This window comes from Spongiactinospora sp. TRM90649, from assembly GCF_029382225.1.
In the GTDB taxonomy this organism is placed as follows: Bacteria; Actinomycetota; Actinomycetes; order Streptosporangiales; family Streptosporangiaceae; genus Spongiactinospora.
The window spans coordinates 106,093-129,751 of the sequence record NZ_JARLTC010000009.1; the positions used below are offsets into that span (position 1 = coordinate 106,093).

General features: G+C 70.3%; 19 protein-coding genes. 7 read left to right on the forward strand and 12 right to left on the reverse strand.

Annotation, left to right across the window (positions count from 1 at the left end; all coding sequences use genetic code 11):
* Positions 1-29: 29 nt before the first annotated feature.
* From P3X83_RS13015 to P3X83_RS13025, 3 genes are read right to left on the reverse strand one after another with little or no spacing between them, the layout of a single operon-like run.
* On the reverse strand, positions 30-1,004 hold the full coding sequence (locus P3X83_RS13015) for an alpha/beta hydrolase (RefSeq protein WP_277305266.1): 975 nt from the start codon (positions 1,002-1,004) through the stop codon (positions 30-32).
* A gap of 3 nt (positions 1,005-1,007) precedes the next feature.
* Positions 1,008-2,030, reverse strand: coding sequence for an aldo/keto reductase (locus P3X83_RS13020; RefSeq protein ID WP_277305267.1), 1,023 nt, complete (start codon positions 2,028-2,030; stop codon positions 1,008-1,010).
* A 52-nt stretch (positions 2,031-2,082) separates the two neighbouring features.
* A complete protein-coding gene (locus P3X83_RS13025) occupies positions 2,083-3,069 on the reverse strand; it encodes a methyltransferase dimerization domain-containing protein (protein WP_277305268.1) in 987 nt (328 codons plus the stop codon).
* Positions 3,070-3,513: 444 nt separating this feature from the next.
* Here P3X83_RS13025 and P3X83_RS13030 point away from each other — a divergent pair, with 444 nt between their 5' ends.
* Positions 3,514-4,785: a multidrug effflux MFS transporter gene (locus tag P3X83_RS13030; RefSeq protein ID WP_277305269.1), complete on the forward strand. Its 1,272-nt coding sequence runs from the start codon at positions 3,514-3,516 to the stop codon at positions 4,783-4,785.
* 35 nt (positions 4,786-4,820) lie between these two features.
* On the opposite strand, the gene P3X83_RS13035 is transcribed toward P3X83_RS13030, so the two are convergent.
* The 3 genes from P3X83_RS13035 to P3X83_RS13045 all read right to left on the reverse strand — a co-directional run bounded on the left by P3X83_RS13035 (position 4,821) and on the right by P3X83_RS13045 (position 8,271).
* Positions 4,821-6,332, reverse strand: coding sequence for a GMC family oxidoreductase N-terminal domain-containing protein (locus P3X83_RS13035; RefSeq protein ID WP_277305270.1), 1,512 nt, complete (start codon positions 6,330-6,332; stop codon positions 4,821-4,823).
* A gap of 8 nt (positions 6,333-6,340) precedes the next feature.
* Entirely contained in the window at positions 6,341-7,114 is a 774-nt protein-coding gene (locus P3X83_RS13040; protein ID WP_277305271.1) for a MoaF C-terminal domain-containing protein, read from the reverse strand.
* Positions 7,115-7,272: 158 nt separating this feature from the next.
* A complete protein-coding gene (locus P3X83_RS13045; protein WP_277305272.1) occupies positions 7,273-8,271 on the reverse strand; it encodes a helix-turn-helix domain-containing protein in 999 nt (332 codons plus the stop codon).
* Between the two features lie 1,062 nt (positions 8,272-9,333).
* On the opposite strand from P3X83_RS13045, the gene P3X83_RS13050 reads away from it, so the two are divergent.
* Entirely contained in the window at positions 9,334-12,414 is a 3,081-nt protein-coding gene (locus tag P3X83_RS13050) for a BTAD domain-containing putative transcriptional regulator (RefSeq protein ID WP_277305273.1), read from the forward strand.
* 8 nt (positions 12,415-12,422) lie between these two features.
* Here P3X83_RS13050 and P3X83_RS13055 read toward each other — a convergent pair whose 3' ends face one another.
* The 6 genes from P3X83_RS13055 to upp all read right to left on the reverse strand — a co-directional run bounded on the left by P3X83_RS13055 (position 12,423) and on the right by upp (position 19,923).
* Positions 12,423-12,668, reverse strand: a complete 246-nt coding sequence (locus tag P3X83_RS13055) for a hypothetical protein (RefSeq protein WP_277305274.1) — start codon at positions 12,666-12,668, stop codon at positions 12,423-12,425.
* A 156-nt stretch (positions 12,669-12,824) separates the two neighbouring features.
* Positions 12,825-13,505 (reverse strand): HAD family hydrolase, encoded by a 681-nt coding sequence (locus tag P3X83_RS13060; protein ID WP_277305275.1) that lies wholly within the window; start codon positions 13,503-13,505, stop codon positions 12,825-12,827.
* A 42-nt stretch (positions 13,506-13,547) separates the two neighbouring features.
* Positions 13,548-14,468, reverse strand: a complete 921-nt coding sequence (locus P3X83_RS13065) for a pseudouridine-5'-phosphate glycosidase (protein ID WP_277305276.1) — start codon at positions 14,466-14,468, stop codon at positions 13,548-13,550.
* Positions 14,469-14,476: 8 nt separating this feature from the next.
* Positions 14,477-18,325, reverse strand: a complete 3,849-nt coding sequence (locus P3X83_RS13070; RefSeq protein ID WP_277305277.1) for an amino acid adenylation domain-containing protein — start codon at positions 18,323-18,325, stop codon at positions 14,477-14,479.
* Between the two features lie 42 nt (positions 18,326-18,367).
* Positions 18,368-19,267 carry an EamA family transporter gene (locus tag P3X83_RS13075; protein WP_277305278.1) on the reverse strand — a complete coding sequence of 300 codons (900 nt, stop codon included), beginning with the start codon at positions 19,265-19,267 and terminating at the stop codon, positions 18,368-18,370.
* On the reverse strand, positions 19,264-19,923 hold the full coding sequence (upp, locus tag P3X83_RS13080; protein ID WP_346742707.1) for a uracil phosphoribosyltransferase: 660 nt from the start codon (positions 19,921-19,923) through the stop codon (positions 19,264-19,266). The genes P3X83_RS13075 and upp overlap by 4 nt, the downstream gene beginning before the upstream one ends.
* A 183-nt stretch (positions 19,924-20,106) precedes the next feature.
* Here upp and P3X83_RS13085 point away from each other — a divergent pair, with 183 nt between their 5' ends.
* The 5 genes from P3X83_RS13085 (at position 20,107) to P3X83_RS13105 (ending at position 23,658) form a co-directional block, all read left to right on the forward strand.
* Positions 20,107-20,952 carry a hypothetical protein gene (locus P3X83_RS13085; RefSeq protein ID WP_277305280.1) on the forward strand — a complete coding sequence of 282 codons (846 nt, stop codon included), beginning with the start codon at positions 20,107-20,109 and terminating at the stop codon, positions 20,950-20,952.
* Between the two features lie 5 nt (positions 20,953-20,957).
* On the forward strand, positions 20,958-21,560 hold the full coding sequence (locus tag P3X83_RS13090) for a hypothetical protein (protein ID WP_277305281.1): 603 nt from the start codon (positions 20,958-20,960) through the stop codon (positions 21,558-21,560).
* Positions 21,557-21,736 (forward strand): helix-turn-helix domain-containing protein, encoded by a 180-nt coding sequence (locus P3X83_RS13095; protein ID WP_277305282.1) that lies wholly within the window; start codon positions 21,557-21,559, stop codon positions 21,734-21,736. Before P3X83_RS13090 ends, P3X83_RS13095 begins: the two co-directional genes overlap by 4 nt.
* 222 nt (positions 21,737-21,958) lie before the next feature.
* Entirely contained in the window at positions 21,959-23,059 is a 1,101-nt protein-coding gene (hisC, locus tag P3X83_RS13100) for a histidinol-phosphate transaminase (protein ID WP_277305283.1), read from the forward strand.
* Positions 23,047-23,658 (forward strand): disulfide bond formation protein DsbA, encoded by a 612-nt coding sequence (locus tag P3X83_RS13105; RefSeq protein WP_277305284.1) that lies wholly within the window; start codon positions 23,047-23,049, stop codon positions 23,656-23,658. The genes hisC and P3X83_RS13105 overlap by 13 nt, the downstream gene beginning before the upstream one ends.
* Position 23,659: the final 1 nt, after the last annotated feature.

Here is a 23,659-nt window from a genome sequence, read left to right on the forward strand (position 1 = left end):
GAGCGCGGCCGTCCGTGTGCGTGAACCGATCAGCCCAGCCGCAGGGTGCGGCGGATCCAGGAGTCCCGGACGGCGTTGGCCGCCCGCGACACCTGGGCCTCGGGGACGATGCCGTTGAAACCGTGGAACCCGCCGGCCCAGACGTGCAGCTCGGCCTGGCCGCCCGCGGCCCAGATGCCCGAGGCGTAGCGCACCGCCTCGTCGCGGAACACCTCGGCCGCGCCGGCCTCGATGTACGCGGGCGCCAGCCCGGACAGGTCCGTGGCCCGCGCCGGCGCGGCGTACGGGGACACGTCAGGACCGCCACGCCGGTCGGCTCCGAGCAGGGCGTTCCACCCCGTGTAGTTGAAACTGCGGTCCCAGATGCCGACGCCGTCGTACTGCCGGCTGGAGACCGTGTCGTTGCGGTCGTCCAGCATCGGCGTGATCAGCGCCTGCCCGGCCAGGACCGGGCCGCCGCGGTCGCGGGCCAGCAGCGCGACGCCGGCGCTGAGCCCGCCGCCCGCGCTCCCGCCCATGACGAGGATGCGCCCGGGGTCGACGCCCAGCTCCGCCGCGTGCTCGCCCATCCAGACGAGGCCCGCGTAGCAGTCCTCGACCGGCGCCGGGTCGGGGTGTTCCGGAGCGAGCCGGTACTCGGCGGAGACCCCGACGACGCCGTGCTCGACGACCCAGTCGAAGACGGAGTCGAGGGCGCCCAGGCGGCTGCCGAGGATCATGCCTCCGCCGTGGATCGCGTACATGCCGGGCGCGGCCGGCCTCGGGTCCTTGGGGCGCACGATGGTGACGGTGATGTCCGGCTCCCCCGGCGGGCCGGGGACGACCCGATCCTCGGCGGTGATCGGGCGATCCCCGATCATGTCCTCGATCGAGCGCTGCCCGGCGGCGAAACGGGCCCGGTAGGACAGGATCGTCTCCGGGACCAGCGGCTCGAACTCCAGCGTCCGCCGGAACGATTCGAGCCCGTCCACCAGCTCGGGGTCGTAGGGAACTCGCGTCGTCATCCGCTACGCGTCCGGGAGGATCAGCGCGTACTTCACCGGGTCGTCGTCCGGCACGGACGACCAGGAGCTCTCCGGGTCCACCCGGCCCTTGTCGAGCCAGTACGGGGCCAGCAGCTCCCGCAGCCGCTCGGCGCCGACCCGCTCCAGCAGGTCGAACGCGCCCAGGTCGTCGCGGATCTGCTCGGTCGTGCGCGCGCCGATGACGATCGAGCACAGGTCGTCGTTGGTGAGCACGTACGCCAGGGCGAGCTGCGCCAGGGTGCCGCCCAGTTCCTCGGCCAGCGCCCGCATCCTCGGCCTGGCCTCCTCAAGGAGGCCGTGGATGTCACCCGGGTCGTTCCCCGTGGGCCGCCGCCGGGGATGGCCGAGCAGGAAACCGCCCTCCAGCGCGTCGGACGCCTGCACCTTCAGCCCGTGGTCGGCGATGAGACCGCGGAACGGCGCGCCCTCGGCGATCGAGCGGCGCACCACGTTGTACTTGAGCTGGGCGAACGCCGGCGGGGCCAGCCCCGCCTTCTCCGCCGCCGCCACGATCTGCCGGATCTCGGTGGCCGACCAGTTGTTGACGCCCCAGTAGCGCACCCGCCCGCTCTCCACGAGCGCGGCCGCGCCCTCGGCGAGCACCTCGACCGGCACGTGCTCGCCGACCAGGTCGCCGAACACCAGGATCTCCGCGTGGTCGGTGCCGATCCGGAACACGGCCCTGTCGAACTGGGCGACGATGTCCTCGGCGCTGCCGCTGCGCTCCACCCAGCTCTTCACCTGGAGCACGTAGTCGTCCCGCGCGACGCCGGCGGCCTGGACGGCGCGGCCGAAGATGACGTCGGTGGGCGAGCCGGCCTGGCCGGGCTCCAGGGCGCCGTAGACGCCGACGTCGAAGTACGACGCCCCGGCGTCCACCGCGGTTCTGATGACGTTGACGGTCTCCTCGAACGGCGTGCGGTCCCAGGTGTACCAGGACCCCACGGTCAGGGCGGGAACCTGGAAGCCGTCGGGTCCGAGCGGACGTTTGAACACGGTGGCCATGTCGGGCCTTTCTCTGGTCGGGTCAGGTCTCTGATCGGATCCGTGCCGCCGCTCAGACCGCTTCCGCGATCAGGGCGCGCGGGCTGCCCGGCAGTTCGCGCGTCTCCAGCCATCGCCAGCCGGTCTCGCCCAGCCAGCCGCGCACCTCGTCCTCGGGGTAGACGACGGTTCCGTCCACGACCAGGTACTCACCGGCCAGCAGGGGGTCGAGCCTGCGCCCGTCGGAGGCGTCCAGGAAGAAGTCGACGAGCAGGAGCCTGCCGCCGGGCTCCACGACCTCACGCGCGCGGCGCAGGAAGGCGCGGTTGTCGTCGGCGTCGAAGCGGTGCGCGACGTGCTCCAGCAGTACCAGGTCGTACCGGCCGGGGATCGGGTCGGTGAGCGGGTCGGCGGTGTGGAGCGTGACGCGGTCGCGGTAGCGCTCGTCCACGCTGCTCGGAGCGGGCGGCTTCGGCGCGACGAAGTCCGCGTGCAGCCGGGGGTTGCGGGCCGCCGCCTGGACGACGAACTCCACGGACAGGCCCGCGAGGTCGAGGACGCGCGTGTGCGCGCCGAAGTCGTAGTGCTCCGCCAGCATCAGCGCGTGCAGCGCGTTGTAGGTCATGACCCCGGGGAGGAAGACGTCCTCCCCCACGGAGGCGGACGTGTCGAACGGCGAGGGCGCCGCCGCGCGCACGGAGTTCGTGTACGTGCGCCAGTGCGGGTAGCTCAGCTGGTCCCAGAAGGTGAGGAAGGCGCGCAGGTCCAGGGCGCCCTTCCGGCCCGCCAGGTAGGCGTCGGCCGCCGCCTCGTTCTGGTATCTGGTTCCGTCGAAGGCCAGCAGGTCCAGGCCGACCATGGCGTCGGCGAGGATCCGGGCGGACCGCTCCGGTATCCCGGTCCGGCCGGCGATCTCGGCCGGGGTCAGCGGGCCGTCGGACAGGGCGGTGAAGACGCCGACCTCGCTGGCGGCGAAGAGCTGTTTGGCCGCCATGAAGCCGGTGGCGATGTTGACGATGGGGCTGGGATCGGCGGCGGTCTCCGTCGTGCTGGAGGACATCGGGACTCCTCGACATCAAGAACATCACATATCATATATAATTTGGTATAGATTCGTTCCCTCCGTCAAGGCATCGACGTCACCCGATGTGTCACTCACACCCGCCCGCCCGACCGCACCACGGATCAGAATTCACCAGAAATCACCGCCGACCTCCTCGGAATTCCGCCAGGAATGACACAGGGGCCGCACTAAGTGACAGCCGAAAAGCATTGATGTCGTATACGATTTGCGATATCTTCGGGGCACCCCCCACTTGGGGCCTGCCGACATGGGCTGGGACGGCGTCCCGCCCTCTTCCCGGCTGCAAGGAAAGGGGCTTTCAATGAGCCGAGCAGGGCTCCCACGACCACCGCTCATCGCGGCCGCCGCGCAGCCGACGATCGCCGCGACGGCGCCGCTCTCCGGGGCGGGCGCCCCGGCCTCGGGAGAGCACCCGCCTGCGTGAGCGACAACAAGTCCCCAGGGCCCGTCCCGGCGCGGCGTAACCGCCGTCAACTGCTCGTCATGGGCGCCCTGTCCACGTTCGGCCCGCTGTCGATTGACCTGTACCTGCCCGCGCTGCCCGAACTGGCCCGTCAGCTCGACGCCACCGACAGCGCGGCGCAGTGGAGCATCTCGATGTGCCTGATCGGCCTGGCGGCCGGGCAGCTCTTCATCGGGCCGCTCAGCGACCGGATCGGACGCAAGCGCCCACTGATCATCGGCGTGGCGACGTACGCGATCGTGTCACTGCTGTGCGCCGCGGCCCCCTCGATAGCGGCGCTCAACTTCCTGCGTCTCATCCAGGGGCTGGCCGGGTCGGCCGGCATGGTGGTCGTCGGGGCGATGGTCCGTGACATGTACGAGGGACAGCGGATGGCGCGCATCCTGTCCCTGCTGATGCTCGTCGGCGGGGCCGCGCCCATCGTGGCGCCGGTGCTGGGCGGGCAACTGCTGCACGTGACCGACTGGCGCGGGATCTTCGTCACGCTCGGCGCGATCTCGGTACTGCTGCTGGTCGCGGCGACCCTCCTGCCCGAGACGCTCAAGCCGGAGCTGCGGCACGTCGGCGGGATGCGGCGGGTACGCGTCGGCTTCGCCTCCGTGGCGCGCGACCGGGTGTTCGTCGGCTGCGCGCTCGGGACGAGCGTCGGCGGAGCGGCGCTGTTCATCTACATCTCGGTCAGCTCCTTCGTTCTCGAAGGCGGCTACGGCGTGGGGCCGCAGGCGTTCTCGTTCATCTTCGCCGTCAACTCCGTGGGTCTGGTGCTGAGCGGCTGGGTGAACGCGGTGCTGCTGCGCCGGCTGAGGCCGGAACCGCTGCTGATCGGCGGCGCGCTGGTGGCCGTCGGCGCGAGCGTGCTCTGCCTGGTGGCCGCGGTGCTGCAGGCGCCGTTGGCGCTGTTCCTGCCGGCCCTGTTCCTCACGGTGGCGACCGGCGGGCTGGCCTCGCCCAACGCGACGGCGCTGGCGCTGGTCCGTCACTCCGCCAACGCGGGGACGGCGACGGCGCTGCTCGGCAGCGCCGGTTTCCTGCTCGGGGCGTTGCTCGCCCCGGCCGCCTCGATCGGCGGCGCGAGCGCCATCGCCATGACCTGCGGGATAGCGATCACCCGCGCCGCGGCCTGGGCCGCGTACCGGTTCGTCGCGCTCCCCGGCCGCCGCCAGGTCTCGGCGGACGATGTCGAGGAGCCCCCGGACGACCCCGACGAACAGCAGAAACCGGCCGCCTAGCGGGAGACCCCCGGGTCAGCGCGCGCGGCCGCGCGTCACAGCCGCTTGATCAGGAACTCGGCCGCCCGTTCGGCGATCATCGCGGTGGGGGCGTTGGTGTTCCCCGTCGTCACGGCCGGCATGACCGAGGCGTCGGCGACGCTCAGCGCCTCGACGCCGTGCACGGCCAGTTCCTCGTCCACGACCGCGTCCTCGTGCCCGCCCATCGCGCACGTGCCCGCCTGGTGGTGGTAGGTCACCACGGACTCGCGGATGTAGTCGTCCAGCAGCTCGCGGGTCGCGCCGAGGGTGCCCGGGTACAGCTCGGCGGCGCCCCACCCGGCGCGCAGCGCGGGCTGCGCGCCGATCTCGCGGCACAGCTCCACCGCCGCGGCCAGCCCGTCGAGGTCGGCGCGGGACGACAGCACCCGTGGGTCGATCATCGGCGCGACGCCGGGATCGGCGCTGGTGATGGCGACCCGGCCGCTCGCGGCCGGGCGCACCAGACCGGCCATCAACGAGAAGCCCTCGGCGGGGCCCGACATCCAGTCCGCGTACAGCGGGGCCCCGAAGTGGAGCGGCTGCAGGTCCGGGACGGGCAGCCCGGCGCGGCTGCGGGCGAACAGGTGGCTCTGCGTGGTGGGCAGCCCGTGCGGGCGGCCCGGCGCGCGGCCGGTGCCGAAGATGACCGGCACCAGCCAGTGGTCCTGGAGGTTGCCGCCCACACCCGGCAGCGCCGCGACCATGTCGACGCCGAGCGGGCGCAGCGTCCGGGGGTCGCCGACGCCCGAACGCTGGAGCAGCACGGGCGAGCCGATCGCCCCGGCGGCGACCACGACGTGCTGCCCGGCATGGACGCGCCCGGCCCGCCCGTCCGCCTCGTACTCGATGCCGGTGCAACGCGTGCCGTCGAACAGCAGCCGCCGCACGTGCGCCCCGGTCAGCACGTGCAGCCGCGCGTGGTCGCGCACCGGACCGAGGTAGGCGTCCGCCGTGGTGAGCCGCCGCCCGTCGCGGATGGTGAACCGCATGAACGACACGCCGTCGGGCGAACCGTCGTTGTAATCCTCGTCGAACGGCACGCCGGCCTGCACCGCGGCGTCCACGATCGACCTCTGCACGGGATCGGGCTCGTAGTCGCGCAGCACGGACAGCGGGCCGCCGTGCTCGGCCTCGACGCGCCGGAACACCGGTTCGACGTCGGCCCACGACCAGCGCGGGTTGCCGAGGTAGGCCCAGGTGTCGTAGTCGGCGCGGTGGCCGCGGACCCAGATCATGGCGTTGAGCGCGTGGGATCCGGACACCACGCGCCCGCGCGGGAGGTGCAGCCGCCGGTTGTGCGCGTGCGGCTGCGGGACGGTGCGATAGCCCCAGTCGACGTCGGTGTCCCACAGTTCGTGCATGCGCGCGGGGTCGGCGATGGCCTCGTTGCCCGTGCCGTCCGGCCCGGCCTCGACCAGGAGCACGGTGGCGCCGGCGTCGAGCAGCCGCCGGGCGACGACGCAGCCCGCGGTGCCGGCGCCGACGACGATCACGTCCACGTCGCGCGGTGCGTGCGGCTCTGTCATGTTCGTTCCTACACAGGTTGGTCGTCGGGATAGCGGACCCGGCCCAGCTCGGTGATGTACGCCCCGCCCGCGCCGCAGGTCACCGTATCGTCCGCGCCGAGCGCGAGGAACGTGCCGGTGGTGCGCATCGCGTCGAGGTCGTACAGCCAGGTGGTGGCGACCGGGATGAGGAACTCGCGGAACGTGAAGACGTACAGGCCGTCGCCGAGGGACCAGGTGGTGGCTAGGTCGACGTCACCCTGGCCGCGCTGCGCGCCGGCCAGGCACTGCCACGCGTACCGCTCGCTGTTCAGGTACACGTGCTCGTACACCAGGCCGGGGCCGTACCGGTAGAGCGCCCGCCAGCCGATGAGGTCGCGGGTGGGACCCGGCTCGGCGCCGGGCGCCTCGGCGGCGGCGAGGGTTCCCGGCGTGAAGGTCTGGCCGACGCGGGGCCACCCGGGCGTCGGCTCGGGCGCGACGTCCGACGCGACGCGCAGCGTGCAGCCGGTGTCCTCTCGCACGACGAGCACGTCGGCGTGCCGGGGGCCGTCCTCGCGGCGGAGGGTCAGGAACCACACTTCTGGGCGGACCTCGATCGCCTCGTACCAGTCCGTGCCGCCGTGCGCGCCGCGCCGCCACTCGACGACGTCGCCGGTGCGGAAGCCCAGCACGAGGTCGTCCTCTGTGGCTTCGGCGATCCGCAGCTCACGGCCCGCGAGCCGGTCGGTGCGCGGCAGCCGGTTGCCGGCGAGGTCGCCGGTGAAGCCGTCCGCCGCCGTGTCCTCCTGTGGTTCCGTCATGGGCGAACCTCCGGGTTGAGCGACTTACCGGAACCGTAGGGAAGCGGCGCCGGGCCGCGCGACGGGTCTCCGGGCATCGGTGCACTGGCCGACAAGTCCCGAACCGTCAGAGTCAAGCCGCCGGGCCGAATCGAGTCCGGGCCCGCCGTGCGGGGCCGCTAGGGGGCATCGGAGAGCGCGCCGGCCGGCATCCGCTCGCAGGGGACGACGTCGCGGCTGAGCCGGTACTCGCGGGGCGCGAGGCCGTAGCTCGTCTTGAACACCCTGCTGAAGTGCGCGGCGTCGGCGAAGCCCCAGCGCGCGCCGATGGCGCTGACGGCGACCTCGCGCGAGCCGGGGTCGAGCAGATCGCGGCGGCACTGCTCCAGGCGACGCTCGCGGATGTAGCGCCCCACCGACATGCCCTCGGCGCGGAACAGCTTGTGCAGGTAGCCGGTGGACACGTAGCAGGCCGCGGCGATCGCCTCGGGCCCGAGGCCTGGGTCGTCGAGGTGTCGCGCGATGAACATCTTGGCCCGGTTGAGCAGCATGCGCATCGAGTCGGAGGCGTCGGCGCGCTCGCCCAGCAGCGAGGCGTACAGGGTGCCGATCAGATCGACGACGTTGTCCGCGAGCCGCATCGGGTGGGAGTCGCCGACCTCGTCGATGTGGCCGGCCAGGTTCACCAGCATGGGCGAGACCACGCCGCCGAGCCCTCGCCCGCCGGAGACCCGCCTGGCGGTGACCTCGCGGATCGCGTTGCCCGGCAGGCGCAGTTCGCGGTGCGGGAACATGACCATGATCACCCGACAGGTGCCGTCGAAGGTGACCTGGTACGGCCGGCTCGTGTCGTAGATCGCGATCTCGCCGGGCAGCAGTGGGGCCTCACGCCCGTCCTGGGCGATCCGCACGCGCCCGCTGGTGGGCAGGCTCAGCTTGTAGAACCCGGCCTCGTCGGAGCGCGCGATGTGCTTCTCGGTGCGCTCCGCGCGGTGCGACGCCGCGGTCACCTCGGTGACCATCACGGTGCCCAGGGTCTCTCCGGCGATCTCGCCGGCGAAGCCGCCGACGCCGCGGAACTCGAAGTCAAGCGGGACGAAGGACCGGGAGACCGCGTGCCGCCAGAGTTCCTCCCGCTCCCGCATCGCCACATCGGTCGTCCGGACCAGAACGGCCATGGCCCGCACCTCCGTAACGAACGGTGCTACTTCCGGCACGGCTGACATGCCGTGCCAATTCATATATGAAATCATAGGCGACTGCCGCGCGACAGCCCCGAGTCCCACCCGTGACCTGAGCACATGCCGTCGGGGAGCCGGTCCGGCGAGGGCGGCCGCACCCCCGCGCGAGGACGCCCGCCAGCCGTACCGGCGGTCCGGGCCCGGCGGTCGCGGTTCCGCACCGCGTCCGCCTCGTCCATCCCGATCAATCACATACTGGATCACCTTCGGTATCACTTATTGAGAACATCTGCAACCCCTAAAACCATTTACATGATGTTAAACTATGTTACAGTTTCTCGGAAGCGCGGAATTCATCAGGCGGACGCCATGGGCTAGCGAGTCGATCTTTCACTCGGCGATTGACTGAGTGCCGCCCGAGCGCACCGGGCCGGCCCCTGGTGGGCCGACGGCAGACGCACGCGAGAATCGGATGCACTGGTCTCGCCAAAGACGGTCGCCAAATCGGATCCCCAGACCGAAAATCTCTCTCGCGGCGGGGCGACCCGATGACCGCCGGACGGGCCTCGGCGGCCACTCACGGGGCGGGGTTTTCGGTTCTCCCTGCGACCTCGCCGCCATCGGGCCACCGTGCGGCCAAAGATCTCCGACGAGGGCCTACGGTCCTGGCCTCGGCGAGAGAGGTCCGCGGTGGCGCATAGGAACAGGCGCGCGAATCGCGGCCTACCGCTATAGGTAAACGGTTACCGAACGCACGACGTCGGGTGGTCAGCGCGCCGACCGATGCATACCTTCAGAAGGGTGGCATACAGCGTCAGGGATCTGCATCCCAGGCCCTCCGTGACACCGAACTTTCAGATCTGTAGACACTGTGAACAACTGGTCAAGTACCAATCAGTCCACATTGTGGACAGAAGGCACCTAAAGTGTGTGCACATTGACGGACCTTCTACACTAGGATATGCGGAAGCCGCATCCTGGAGTCTCCAAGGCTGCCATGTCGGTGAGAATGGCGACGGGTACTTCCATGATGAATGATCTAGATGCAAAGGAGCTCCAATGCTGCTTCGCGTCCTCGGTCCAGTGGAAGTCGTCGCACATGGGCGAGCGCTCAAGGTAGGGGGCCCACGGCGGCAGGCCATGCTCGCCATGCTGGGGCTGAACGCCAATCAGGTGACAACCTCCGAACAATTGATAGACGCTTTCTGGGCGGATGATCCGCCGCCGTCGGCGCGGGGGCAGGTCCAGGTGTGCGTCTACCAATTGCGCAAGCTCTTCGCCGAGGGGGGCCACCCGGAGGTGATCACGACCCAGAGCGTCGGCTACGTCCTGCGGCTGCCGGAGGACGGCATGGACAGCCAGTTGTTCGCCGCCGCGATGAAGCTCGCCAAGAAGCAGGCCGACGCGGGGCAGCACGAGGAGGCCGTCCAGAGCCTGCGGGGCGGGCTGGAGCTGTGGCGCGGCCCCGCGCTGGCCGGGCTGGAGAGCGCGGTGCTGCGGCGGGCCGCGGCGGCGCTGGACGAGCAGCGCATGGTGGCCATCGGCGAGCGGACGCGGCTCCAGTTGCTGCTGGGCCAGCACGAAGAGCTCATCGCCGAGCTGGTGATGCTCGTGGACGAGCACCCGCTGCGCGAGCAACTGTACGGCTACCTGATGCAGGCGCTCTACCGGTCGGGCAGGCAGGCCGAGGCGCTGGAGGTCTACCAGCGGGCCAGGACCACGCTGGTGGAGGAGATCGGGGTCGAGCCCGGCCAGGAGTTGCAGGATCTCCATCAGTCGATCCTGAACCGCGACGCCGCGCACGAGCGCCTGGCCGTCCCGCCGCGCGTGGACCCGGCGACGGCGGCCCGGCCGCACCGCACGGAACCCAGCGAGGCTCCCCGATGGTCGCCGCCCCGGCAGCTCCCCGCCAGCACTCCCGACTTCACCGGTCGCACGGCGGAGGTGCCCGAGATCAAGGCGCTGCTCGTGGAGGGAACCGAGTCCGGCTACGCCATGCCGATCGTGGGGATCTCCGGCAGGGGCGGGGTGGGCAAGTCCGCCCTGGCGGTCCGGGCGGCGCACGAGCTGCACGACGCGTTCTGCGACGGCGCGCTCTACGCCGAGTTCCAGGGCCCGCCGGACGACGCGCGGACCGCCTCGCAACTGGCCAGGTTCCTGCGCGCGCTCGGCGTGCCCGGGAACGTGATCCCCGACACCCTGGACGAGCGGGTCGATCTCTACCGCACCAGCCTGGCCACCAGGCGCATACTCGTGGTCCTCGACGACGTCAGCGACGAGTCGCAGGTACGGCCGCTGCTGCCGGGCAGCCCGACCTGCGGGGTGATCGTGACCAGCAGGCGCGAGCTGAACGGCCTGCCGGGGGTCCATCACATCAATCTGGAGACCTTCGCGCCGGAGGACTCGCGGGAGATGCTCAGCAGGATCCTCGGCGCCAACCGGGTCACGGCCGAGAACGAGGCGGTCGTGGAGCTCAACCGGCTGTGCGACGGGCTGCCGCTGGCCCTGCGCATCGCCGCCGCGCGGCTGTCGTCGCGCAAGCGGTGGCCGATCAGCCACCTGGTGGAGCGGCTGCGGGACGAGGTGGGCCGGCTCGACGAGCTGGAGCATCGCGGCTGGGAGTTGCGCTCCAGCTTCGACCTGACGTACAAGAGCCTCGATGAGCCCGCGCAGCGGCTCTTCCGGCTGTTGTCGATCGTCCAGGCCCCCGACGTCCCCTCCTGGACGGCCGCCGCGCTGCTGAACACGGGCCTCGCGGAGGCGGAGGGAGTGCTGGAACAGCTCGTAGACGCCAGGGTGCTCGAAGAGGTCGAGTACTCCGGCACGCTCAACCCGCGCTACCGCCTGCACGCGCTGCTCAGGGTCTACGCGCACGAGCAGGTCATGGCGGACGAGTCCGAGCAGGCACGGGACGACGCGCTGCGGCGCGTGTTCGGCATGTGGCTCTCGCTCGCGAGGACCGCCCACCACATGGAGTACGGCGGCGACTTCACGGTGATCCACGGCGTCGCCCCGCACTGGCAGCCTCCCGCCGTGGACCTGAACGCCATCGTCGTGCGCGCGATGGACTGGTGGGAGGGCGAGCGGGCGAGTCTGGTGGCCGCGGTCCAGCAGGCGGCCGACAACGGCCTCGACGAGTACAGCTGGGATCTGGCCCTCACCTGCGTCACCCTGTTCGAGGCCAAGGCGTACTTCGACGACTGGCGGCTGGTCTCGCGGGCCGCGTACGACGCCGCGGAGAAGGCGGGGAACCGGATCGGCCTCGCGGCCATGCACTACTCGCTTGGCACGCTCCTGATGTTCCAGGGACGGCTCGGCCCGGCAGAGGAGCACTACCGGTCCGCGATGGAGCTGTTCGCGGAGGCGGGCAACGAGCACGGGTACGCGCTGGTGCTGCGCAACCACGCCAACATCGACGGCCTCCGCGGCGACCACGACGAGATGATCGCCAAGTACGAGAGAGCGCTCACTCTCCTGGAACGCGTCGGCGACAAGGTCGGCACGGCGCACATCATGCGCTCCCAGGCCAAGCACTGGCTCCCCCTCGGTGAGACGGCCCGCGCCTACGACCTGCTGAACCGGGCGCTGGACATCTGCGGCACGGTGCGTTGCGTCCGGGTCGAGGCGCAGATCCGGCACACGTTCGCCGAGTTGCAGATCCTCCTTGGCGACCTGGACGAGGCGCGGCAGGAGCTGCACAGGGTGCTGCGGATCGTCCGCGACAGGGGCGACCGGCTCGGTGAGGTGCACGCGCTGTACAGCCTGAGCGTGGTCCAGCAGCGTGAGGGACGGCTGGACAACGCGGGGAGCACCATGGCCTACGTGATCGAGCTGGCCCGTACGACGGGCGAGCGGATGATCGAGGGCAGGGCCGTCTTCGCGCTGAGCGAGATCGCCCTCATGCGGGGCAACGTGGCGCTGGCCGTCAAGCACGCCGGCAAGGCGAGCGAGATCTTCCGGGAGCTGGGCTCCTCGGTGTGGGTGGCCAAGGCGGCGGCGCTGCTGTCCGACATCCAGGCCGCCAAGGGCGACTCGGCCCTGCCTTCCGCCGAGCCGCACGAAACGCCGCATGAAACGCCGCATGAAACAAGGTCCGTGCTCCGCGCCGAAGCGGCGAGGAGCACGGACCTCGTGGAGTAGCGCTCGGCTTACCAGTGAGTGTCGTCGGCCGCGACCCGGGTGCCCGACCAGTGAGTGTCATCGGCCACGACCTGACCGCCCGACCAGTGAGTGTCGTCAGCCACGACCTGGCCACCGGACCAGTGAGTGTCTCCGGCCACGACCTGGCCGCCGGACCAGTGGGTGTCGGCCTGGGCGGCCGTACCGAGGGCGAGCATTCCGCTGAGGCAGAGGCCGGTGAGAATCGTCAGGTCAAAGGCGCGGGATGCGGTCATTTGAGTCACCCTCTGTGAGCCGATCGCTTTCTGATGACTTGATAAAACCAACGGCGGCTTCTCGTTCCTCTTGTCCTCGCTTCGTGCTCGCCGCCGACCGCGGAAAGCGACGCAGAAGCGAAGGAGAAGCGGTCTGAGCCGCGCCGACGGCTCGGCTCACCGGAAAAGGGGCGTGAGCAGCGCGGTCACCTCGTCGAATGTGCCGGCGATCCACGTCGGGCCGGCCGCCCGTAGCTCCGGCAGGCTGTGGACACCGTAGGTGACGGCGATCGAGCGCATCCCGCACGCCTTCGCCATCAGCAGGTCGTGCGTCGTGTCGCCGACCATCACCGCCCGCTCGGCGGGCAGCGCGCACGCCGTAAGGACGGCGTGGCCGGACTCCGGGTGCGGCTTGGGATGGGTCACCTGGTCGGCGCCGACGACCACGCGGAAGAGGTCCCGGATGCCCGCCGCCGAGAGCAGCGCGTCCGCGCTCGCGTAGTGCTTGCTCGTGGCGACGGCGAGGGCCGCCCCCCGCTCGCTCAGGGCGGTGAGCCCGTCTCTGGCGCCGGGGAACAGCAACTCCGCCGCGCGGGGCAGGATGTGCTCGCGGAAGTGCGCCTGATAGCGGCGCACCCCCTCCCCCGTCCTCGGGTCGTCGGCGGCCACGCCCAGCAGTTTGCCGACGGCCTGTTCCAGCGGGAGCCCGATGGTCGCCCGGATCTCCGCGGGGGCGGGAAGTTCGGTGCCGAAGGCGGCCAACGCGGCGGTGAAGCTCTCCACGATGGCGCGTGGCGTGTCGACGATGGTGCCGTCCAGATCGAAGACCGCGACACCGGGGGTCGGTAAGGTCGTCATGCCCGTTTCCTCAGGTCCGTGTCCTCATGTGGGTGTCCTCCGTCAGGGCCGGTTGCGGGCGTGGGCGGCGGCCAGGCGTCCGCCGACCTCGGCGGTGGAGATGAGGACCGCCATGTTGGCCTCGGCGGTACGGCCGCCGGTGGCCTTGTCGACGGCGCGCATCAGGTACTTCGTGAGGCCCTGGCCGGCGACGCCGTCCCGCTTCGCCTGCGCGATCGCCTCGTCGATGGCGGTTTCGGCGGTGGCCGCGTCGACGGCGTCCTCCGCGCGCGGGGGTACGGCGATGACCACGCCGCCGGGCTGCCCGGTGGCCCGGTGAGCGGCGACGATCCGCGCGATCAGGTCCTCGTCGTCCACGCGATGGGGGGATCTGATGCCACTGGAGGCGCAGTAGAACGCGGGGAAGTCATCCGAGCCGTAGGAGATGACCGGCACGCACTGGGTCTCCAGGTACTCCATGGTCAGTTTGAGGTCGAGGATCATCTTCGCCCCCGCGCACACCACGGCGACCTTCGAGCGGGTGAGCTGAATGAGGTCGGAGGAAATGTCCATCGATGTTTCCGCGCCCCGGTGAACGCCGCCGAGCCCGGCGGAACAGAAGAAGGGAATGCCCGCCAGTTCGGCCGCGACCAGGGAGGAGGCGACGGTGGTGGCGCCTGATCCGCCTTGCGCGAGCACCACGGGCAGGTCGCGGCTGGACACCTTCGGAATGCCGGGCATGGATGCGAATCGCTCGATGTCGCGCTCGCTCATGCCCACCCGTATCGTGCCGTTCTCGACACAGATCGTGGCGGGTACTGAACCACCTTTCCGGACGGCCGCTTCGACCTTCAGTGCAGTTTCCACATTGTGCGGATATTTCAGGCCGTGGGTAATGACGTTTGACTCCAGCGCGACGACGGGACCGCCCTCGCGAAGGGTTTCCAGAACCTCGTCCTCATACGCGATCGGGATCGTGTGCATGTCAGCCCTCACAGTCCTCGTGTCGCTTCCATCCGAGACCGGATCCTCGCCGCGAGCTCGCCGACCCCAGCCGTCCTGAGCACGGTGTAATGGTCGCCCTCCAGCTCGACGACCTCTGGCGGAAGCCGGTAATACCCCGTACTTTCCTCGATAAACGAGTAATCATCGCCGCGCGCCTTGAATATGGTTATCGGCGCCTCGATCGTGCGTTCCCTGAGTTCGACGAAGCTGTACTCGAAGTCGTAGCTCGCGGCGACCACCCTGGCGATTCTGGAAATCGTCTCGGAATCGAGGGCGGGCATCAGATCGTGGATGAATCCGACGAACGACCGCTCGTCCCGCGTCTTTTCCAGACATTCGCCGAGCGCTGCGCCTTCGAGGGTCCCGGCGAACACGGAGAAAAGAATGGCGACATACTCGGGATTGGCGTACGACGCCACCCGTCCCCATTCGCCCTTGTACTCGATCGGCACCGTCGGGTTGCCCGGGCAGACGAGAAGCAGATTCGCGACCTTCTCACCGAGTTGTTCGAGTCGCCAGGCGACCTCGAACGCCACTCGCGCGCCGAACGAATATCCCAGCAGCGTGTACGGGCCGGACGGCTGAATCCTGCGGATTTCCGTCAGATCGGCCATGGCCATGTCGCGGATCAGCTCGAACGGGGTCTCACCGGCGTTGACGCCGTGCGCCTGGATCCCGTACACGGGCCGGTCCACGCCCATGGTCTGGGCCAGCAGCCGCAGGTTGAGCGGATATCCGCCCAGGCCCGGCCAGCAGAGGACGGGCGTGCCGGGGCCGTCCGCGCTCAGTGGGACGAGACGCGAGGTGTCCGTGACGACGTCGCCGTCGATCCGGGCGGCCAGGTCCGCGAAGACGGGCGACTCGAAGATCGCCTGTTGCGGCAGCACCACGCCGAACTCACGGTTGATCTCGTTGACGAGGGCCAGGGCGTGCATGGAGTTGCCGCCGAAGGTGAAGAAGTCGTCCTGGACCGACACGTCGGCCCGGCTGAGCAGCCGGCCCATGAACTCGGTCAGCCACCGCTCCGTGGGCGTCGCGGGGGCCACGTATGGCGCCGCCTCCTGCGCCTTGACGACCTCGGGCAGCTCCGCCGTGGCCGGCAGGTCGATCTTCCCGTTCGCGGTCAGCGGCAGCCGGCCCACCACGAGGACCTGGGTGGGGATCATGTAGTCCGGCAGCGCCCGCACGAGGTCCTTCCTGATCATCTCCGCCGGGCCCTGGGCGTGCACGGCGTCCTCGTTCATGCCTCGGTGCGCGGCCTGCTCCGCGCTGATGGCGCCGCCGACGAAGTAGTACGACGCCGGTGCCGCAGGAAGGCCCGCTGCGCCGAGGAGGTCGTCCAGGCGCCGGGACGCCGGGAGCGGATCGCCGCTCTCCGACGAGTAGCCCGCGGACATGAAGCCCATGCCGGGCACGCTCTGCAGGTGATGCAGCTTCGCGCCCATCACGATGTAGCGCAGCCACTCCTCCGGCGCGCGGGAGACCGCGGACACGCCGAACGAGGCGCCCTCGTAGGTGCTCTGGTTGATGGCGATGACGTGCCGCTTCTCCACGATGTCGGCGCCGACCCGCACAAGGCGGCCGTCGCGGTACCGGTACAGCCCCGCCTCCAGGCCGGCCACGCGCTCGCCGTGCGCGTGCACGAACAGCTCGACCCGGTCCAGCCACGCCTGGCCGAGATTCTCGACGACGGCGAACGCGCCCAGGTACAGGTCGTCGCCGGCCGCGTCCAACAGGTCCTTGGCCTGCGGCCGGAACCCGGCGGGGATGACGGCCAGGCCGTACTCGGGCAGCAGCTCCTCGAAGGCGCCGATCATGTGGCCGGTCTCCAGCGCGAGGACCTCGGCGATGTTGTTCTTGTAGACCGGCTCGACCGCCCGCTTCTTGCCGAGGAAGTGCAGCCGGAGCCCCGGCCCGCCGAAGTCGCGGGACGCCTCGCCGACCCGGACGAGCGTGTGGTCGACCGGGTGATGGTAGTAGCAGCCCGACAGCCCGAACAGGCCGTCGATCTCGATGTACATCTGGGTCGCGTAGAGGGCCCCGGGCGAGGCGTACAGATACTTGGGGAGCAGCCGCTCGGTGCTGTGGTGGGGCCCGAACCAGCGCAGGATCTCGCCGAACTCGGCGAACGACAGCTCGGTGAGCGTCCGCGAGAGCGCGGGCCTGGCGGGTGCGGCCAGCGCGCCGAGCACGTCGGCCGCCGTGACGGGGCCGCCGCCGAAGGTCCGGTAGGTCTTGCGGGCGAAGGCCGCGCGTTCCTGCCGGTCGGCGGCCGTACCGCCGGGTAACGGGACGACCTGCCGGCCGCGCAGCTCCTCCGGGTCGCGCAGCCCGGGGTTGGAGAGCTGCGCCCGGACCTGGAGCTTGGACGCCTTCGACAGGTGGTGCGCGGCGTCAGAGCGTCCCTGGTCCATCACGGCCGCCGTGCGCTCGTCCAGCTCCACGACCGCGGTGAGGGCCTTGGCGCCGGTGTGCGGGTGGTCGTAGGCGACGACGGCGGCGCGGCGCACCCAGAGGTGCTCCTCGACCCTGCGGGCCACCTCCTCCAGCTCGACCCGGTAGCCGCGGAGCTTGATCTGGTGGTCGGTACGGCCGACGAACTGGATCGTGCCGTCGGAGTTCCACTCGCACAGGTCGCCCGTGCGGTACAGGCGCTCCGTCGGGTTGAACGGGGAGGTGATGAACCTCTTCCGGGTCTCCTCCGGGTCGCCGATGTAGCCGCGGGCGACCTGGACGCCTCCGATGAACAGCTCCCCCGTCTCGCCGATGTCGACGGGCCGCCCGGCGCCGTCGAGGATGTAGCAGGTGACGTTGTCGACCGGAACTCCGATGGGGACCGTGGGAGACAGGCTCTGGGCAGAGGATTCGCCGAGCGTGTCCGGGTCGATCCAGTGCGCGGTAGCGTTGATCGTGGTCTCCGTCGGGCCGTACAGGTTGACGACCGACGCCTCGGGCAGGGCCGCGTGCAGGTCACGCGCGAGGGCCCGGGCGAGCGCCTCCCCGCCGGAGAAGATCTGCCGCAGCGACCGGCAGGTCTCCAGCCGCTCCGTGGCGACCAGCGCCTGCAGCAGGGTCGGCACCGCCTGCAGCGCGGTGACCCGGTGCTCGCGTACGGCGTCGATGATCCCCTCGGGATCGCAGTAGAGCCCCGGCGCGCCCGTCACGACCCTGGCCCCCATGGCGGGCGCCAGGATCTCCCACTGGGCGGCGTCGAAGCTCATGGGCGTCTTCTGCAGGATCGAGACCTGCCGGCCGAGATGCCCGCAACTGGCCAGCCAGCGCAGTTGCGCGACGATGGCGCGGTGCTCGATCATCACGCCCTTCGGCCGGCCGGTGCTGCCCGAGGTGTAGATGACGTACGCGAGGCGGTCACCGCGGATCTCCGGAAGGCGCTCGCCCGGGATTCCCGACATGTCGGCGTCCGTGATGACCGTGACATCGCGCGGCGCGAGCCGCATGGCGCGACCGCGCAGGTGCTCCTGGGTGATGACCACCTTGGTCCCGGAGTTCTCCAGCATGTACGCGAGCCGGTCCTCCGGGTAGTCGGGAGACAGCGGGAGATAGGCCGCTCCGGCGGTGAGGATGCCCCATACGGCGGTCATCAGCTCGGCCGACGGCTCCGCGAACACCCCGACGCAGGTGTCCGGGGCCACGCCGAGCCTGACGAGATGGCCGCCCACCCGATGCGCCGCGTCGCTGAGCTGCGCGAACGTGAGGTCGCCCGTCTGGTGGGTGACCGCCGTGGCGTCGGGCCTGTGCAGGGTCTGGTAGATGAGTTGATCGCGTAGCGACATCCCCTTGAGGAACGCCCCCGCGGTTGACAGTGAAGTGAGCATGCTGAACGCCACCCAATGCAGAATCCGGTGGGGATTTACCGATCACGAGGTTCGGACGGAAGCGGCCGGCGCCCGCGCCTCCGCCCGGCGCCGGGGTTGAGTGAGGATCACGGCGGCGATGACGGCGCCCGCCCCGACCAGTTGGAACGGGCCCAGCGACTGGCCGAGGAAGACGTAACCGAGGACGGTCGCGCACAGCGGTGAGATGAGCGACAGGAACGAGGCGGCGAGCGCCGGAAGCCGGGAGAGCCCGCGGAACCAGAGCACGTAGGCGATCAGCGCGCCGATCAGGCACAGGTAGCCGTACCCGGCGATGTTCCCCCACGTCAACTGGTCGGGCAGCGGCTCGCTGAGCAGGGTGATCGGCAGCAGCACGACACCGCCCACGGTGAGCTGCCAGCCGGTGAAGGTGAGCAGTGAGACGCCTTCCGGACGGCCCCACCGCTTGGTCAGCACGATGCCCGAGGCCATGCACAGCGCGCCGAGGAGCCCCGCCGCGACGCCCACGCCGTCCAGCGCGGCCTGTGGCCGCAGCACGAGCAGGGCGACTCCGCCGGCGCCGAGCACGCAGGCGAGGATGTGCGCGGGCAGGATTCGGTCACCGAGCAGCATCGCCCCGAGCAGCAGCACGATCACCGGCTGGATGGACCCGACCAGCGCGGCCACCCCGCCGGGAAGGTGGTAGGCGGCCACGAACAGGAAGTAGAAGAACGCGCCGATGTTCAGCACGCCGAGTACGGCGGCCCGCCACCACCACGTACCCGTGGGCAGGACCCGGGTGAACATCAGCAGGATCAGGCCGGCGGGGAGCGCCCGGAGCGTGGCCGCCAGCAGCGGGCGGTCCGGAGGCAGGAACTCGGTGGTGACCAGATAGGTCGAGCCCCAGACCGTGGGGGCCAGCGCGGTGAGCGCCGAGGCCGTCGCGACGCGCCGGCCGCTCACCGGCGTGCCCCCGCGTCGGCGGTGCCGAAGAACCGGTCGCCGAAGTCGCCGATGCCGGGAAGCAGGAAGGCGTGCTCGTTGAGCCCCTCCTCGATGGAGCTCGTCACGATCCGCACCCCCGGCCGCTCGGCGTGGACGCGGCGCAGGCCCTCCGGCGACGAAAGGAAATTGATCATGATGACGGCCTCCTCCGGCACGCCGGCCTCGACCAGGACGCCGATGGCCGCGAGCGCGGACCCGGCGGTGGCGAGCATCGGCTCCAGCAGCAGGACGTGCCGGTCGGCGATGTCCGGGGGCAGGTGGGAGTAGTACAGCCGGGGCAGTTTGGTCTGCTTGTCGCGCTGAATGAGGATCTTCCCGATGGGCGCGGCGGGGCAGAGTTCCCGGAACTCCAGCTCCATGGAGTCGCCGGCGCGGATGACGCTCACCGCGCACAACTCAGCGGTGATCTCCAGCCCCTCGTACGTGGCCCCGACGGGCGTGACGACGTCCTTCTTCCCGACCGGCAGAAGGTTCATCGCCGCCTCCATGAGGAGCCGGATCACGCGCCGGGAGTGGAACACGAAGCTCCCGTGGGTGCACGCGCGATCGCGGATGATCGTATGCAGCGCGCGAAGCATGTCGTTTTGCGGCAGAAGATGAACATTGCCATCCATGACGATCCTCGATTTGTTGGCAAATGGATGATCGTGTTCTAATTCTGCCCATTCGAGCAAGCGCCGCTTCTCACCGGCTTCTCACCGCCGGAAAGCGAGCGGAAAGGCGGGAGAAAGCCCTCCGGCCGACAGTGAGATGGTTCGACCACGAAGTCCGACTCGATCTCCAGGTGCGGGAAGACGATGACCTCAACGTTGTGGCTCGACCGTGACGACGTCCAGCGCGCCTACGAGACGTTCGATCCGGTGATGCTGATCGTCGCCGATCTACGGGCACCGAACGGGGGAGAGACACAGCCCGGATCAGCCACCGGGGACGACGTGCTGATCGTTGAGGACGGGGGCGTGAGCTACGCGCTTCCCCTGCACGCCCTCCGCACCGTGTACCGCGCCTGCCTCGCGGCGGCGGTCGTGCGGCGGCTTTCGGCTCCGCGCATCGCCACGGTGGGCTTGGTGGTGCTCAGGAGCTGGGACGCCTCGGCCTACCTGAACGTGTTCGTCAGACGGGTCCCGGAGGTGACACACGTCGCGGTGTGCGCCGGCGAGGGCCAGGCCGACGTGCCGGAACGGATCAGGGACGAGTTGTTCATGGCGGGGGCGACGCTCGCCGCCGAGGAGGACGCCAGGGAGGCGCTGTTCGGCGCGAACCTCGTCGTGGTCGACGGCTTCGAGGACGCGTCGTGGCTGGACCAGGTTTCCGCGGGCACCGTCATCGTCAACGTCAGCGACGACGCCCTGCCCGCCAACGTGGTGAAGGCGCTGACCATGATCTACGGAGTGGCCGGCGCCAACCGGCCCCCCGTCTACCGGCGACACTACGGTCGCGAGATGCCGCGTTTCGGCGACCTCTTCGAGATCCTGCGGTCGGACGAACCGATCGCCAACCGCTCGACCGACGTCTGCGTGATCGACCTCAACGGCGTGGACGCCATCAGCCGCGAGCTGACGCTCCAGATCGGAAAGACGGCCAGAGGCCTCGGACTGGGCCGCTGGACCCACGATGTCTCGCCACCGCGAAACGGGGAGTGACCACCATGCACTGTGACCTCGCACCCTGCGACCGCCCGGTCGCACCGGGATTCCGACTCTGCCTGGCCTGCCGGAACGCGCTGCGCGTCAGTCTGCGCTCCCTGCCGGGGCTCTTCCGTGAGTGCGAGCGGAGGCTGGTCCCCGGCCCCCGCGGCCTGACGCAGCGGCTGAGCCGCCTAAGCAGGCCCTCCGGAATCGTGCTCAACGAGGCGGCCGTGCACGCCCGCGCCGAGATGGAGAGCGTGCTGGCCTCCTGGTGCGCGCTGGTCGCCGAGGAGCGGCGGACCCACGGCCCGGCCGGGCTCGGGGTGCCCGAGCTGACCTCCTACCTGGAACTGCACCTGACCTGGCTGGCCGCCCACCCGGCGGTCGGCGACCTGGTGAGTGAGGTCGCGAACCTGGTGACGCTCGCCAACACGGTGCTGGAGCCCGCCGCCAGCCCGGTGGCGCTCGGCACGTGCAGCCGGCCGGGATGCCCGCGCACCGTCCACCTGCGGCACGACGAGGGGGACCTCGTGCGCTGCACCGCCGGGCACGTGTTCGCGCCGCACGAGTGGCTCGCGCTCAGCCTGCGCACGCGCCGCGCCGAGCCGGAGCCCGCCGTATGAGCACCCGGCGCATGGTCCCCACGGAACTGGCGGCCCTCGCGCTGGGCGTGAAGGAGGCCACCATCAGGAAATGGGTGAGCCGCGGGAAAATCCAAAGGTACGGCTCTCCCGGACGCGCGGAATATGACTTGGATGAGATCCTCCGCCTGGCGGAGAAGAGGAATCAGATCGATTGATCAGGAACCGTTTGATAGGCCCGCTCGACACTGAGTCGAGCGGGCTTCCTGCGTTTACCAGGGCATACGAATATTTCCCGGAAAAATGTGGCGAAAGGGTTGACCCTCGCACCGGGAAAGTGTCACTCTTTTCCGTGTGGAACTCGTGTGCCCGAAACGAGATATGGCCCTCTGGCCTTTCCCCCGCTGAATGCCTTGAATTTCCCGCGCGAAGGAGCGCAGATGGACTCATGGCTGCCCACGTTACGTGACACTCTCGCCGGCATGGCGGCGCATCGGGCGGGGCCGGTCGCGGTCGCGCCGTCCGGGACCCCGATCCTGCTGGCCAACAACGAGTCGCCGCTCGAACCGCTGCCGTCCGTGGCGGCGGTCATCGCCGAGGCGGCCACCCAGATCAACCGATATCCGGACGCCGGCTGCGTAGAGCTCACCGCCGACATCGCCGCGTGGCTCGAAGTGGACCCCGAGCGGGTCGTCGCGGGCTGCGGCTCGGTCGGAGTGCTCCAGATGCTGTTCGAGGCCGTGGGCGAGCCGGGCGCCGACGCCGTCTACGCCTGGCGCTCCTTCGACGCCTATCCGTCGCTGGCCCGGCTCTCCGGCATGCGGCCGGTCACCGTCCCGCTCGCCGACGACCATCACGACCTGGCCGCGATGGCCGCCGCGCTGACGCCGGCCACCCGCGTCGTGATCGTCTGCAACCCCAACAACCCCACGGGCACGACGGTGCGGGGCGAGGAGTTGCGGGACTTCCTCGACCGGGTGCCGCGCGACTGCCTGGTCGTGCTCGACGAGGCCTACCGCGAGTACGTCCGCGACCCCGGCGTGCCGGACGGTCTCGACCTCGCGCGTGACCGGCCCAACGTGGCCGTCGTCCGCACCTTCAGCAAGGCCTTCGGGCTGGCGGGCCTGCGGGTCGGCTATCTCGTGGCGCACCGGGACGTGGCGCGGGAGGTGCGCAAGACCCGCCTGCCGTACTCGGTGAACCACCTGGCACAGGTGGCGGCGCGCGCGTCCCTGCGCGCACAGGACGAGCTGATGGATCGCGTCGAGCGCACCGTCAAGGAGCGCGAACGGGTCAGGACCGCGCTGACCGACCTGGACGTCCCGGTGGCGCCGAGCCAGGCCAACTTCGTCTGGCTGCCGCTGCACGACCGGACGGCGGACTTCGCCGCCGCGTGCGCCGCGGCCGGAGTCAACGTGCGTGCCTATCCCGGCGACGGGGTACGGGTCACGATCGGTCTCCCCGAGGACAACGACGCCTTCCTCGGGGCTGTCTCCCATTGGCGTACTCACGGTGAGGTTGGCGCTGCATGCCCAAGGTGACGTTCTACTTCGACCCGGTCTGCCCCTTCGCGTGGGTCACCTCGCGCTGGATCCTCGAGGTCGAGAAGGTACGCGAGATCGATCTGAGCTTCCGGGTGATGAGCCTGTCGGTGCTCAACGAGGGCCGCGAGATCGACGCGTGGTACCGGGAGTTCTGCGACAACGCCTGGGGCCCGGTACGGGTCTGCGTCGCCGCCGCCCAGAGCGAGGGCAACGCCGTCCTGCGCGACCTGTACACGGCGCTGGGCACCCGGATCCACAACCAGGACAACAACGACTATCCATCGGTCATCGCCGAGGCGCTGGCCGAGCTGGGGCTGCCCGCCGAGCTGGCCTCCGCCGCCGGCTCCGGCGACCACGACGACGCCCTGCGCAAGAGCCACCACCAGGGCATGGAGCCGGTGGGTTACGAGGTCGGCACGCCGACCATCCACTTCGAGGACGGCGACCGCCCGGTGGCCTACTTCGGCCCGGTGCTGACCGCGATTCCCCGAGGTGAGCAGGCCGGCCGTATGTGGGACGCGGTCAAGGAGCTCGCCTCATACGAACGGTTCTTCGAGCTGAAGCGCTCGCGTACCAGCGGGTTCGACTTCAGCTGAC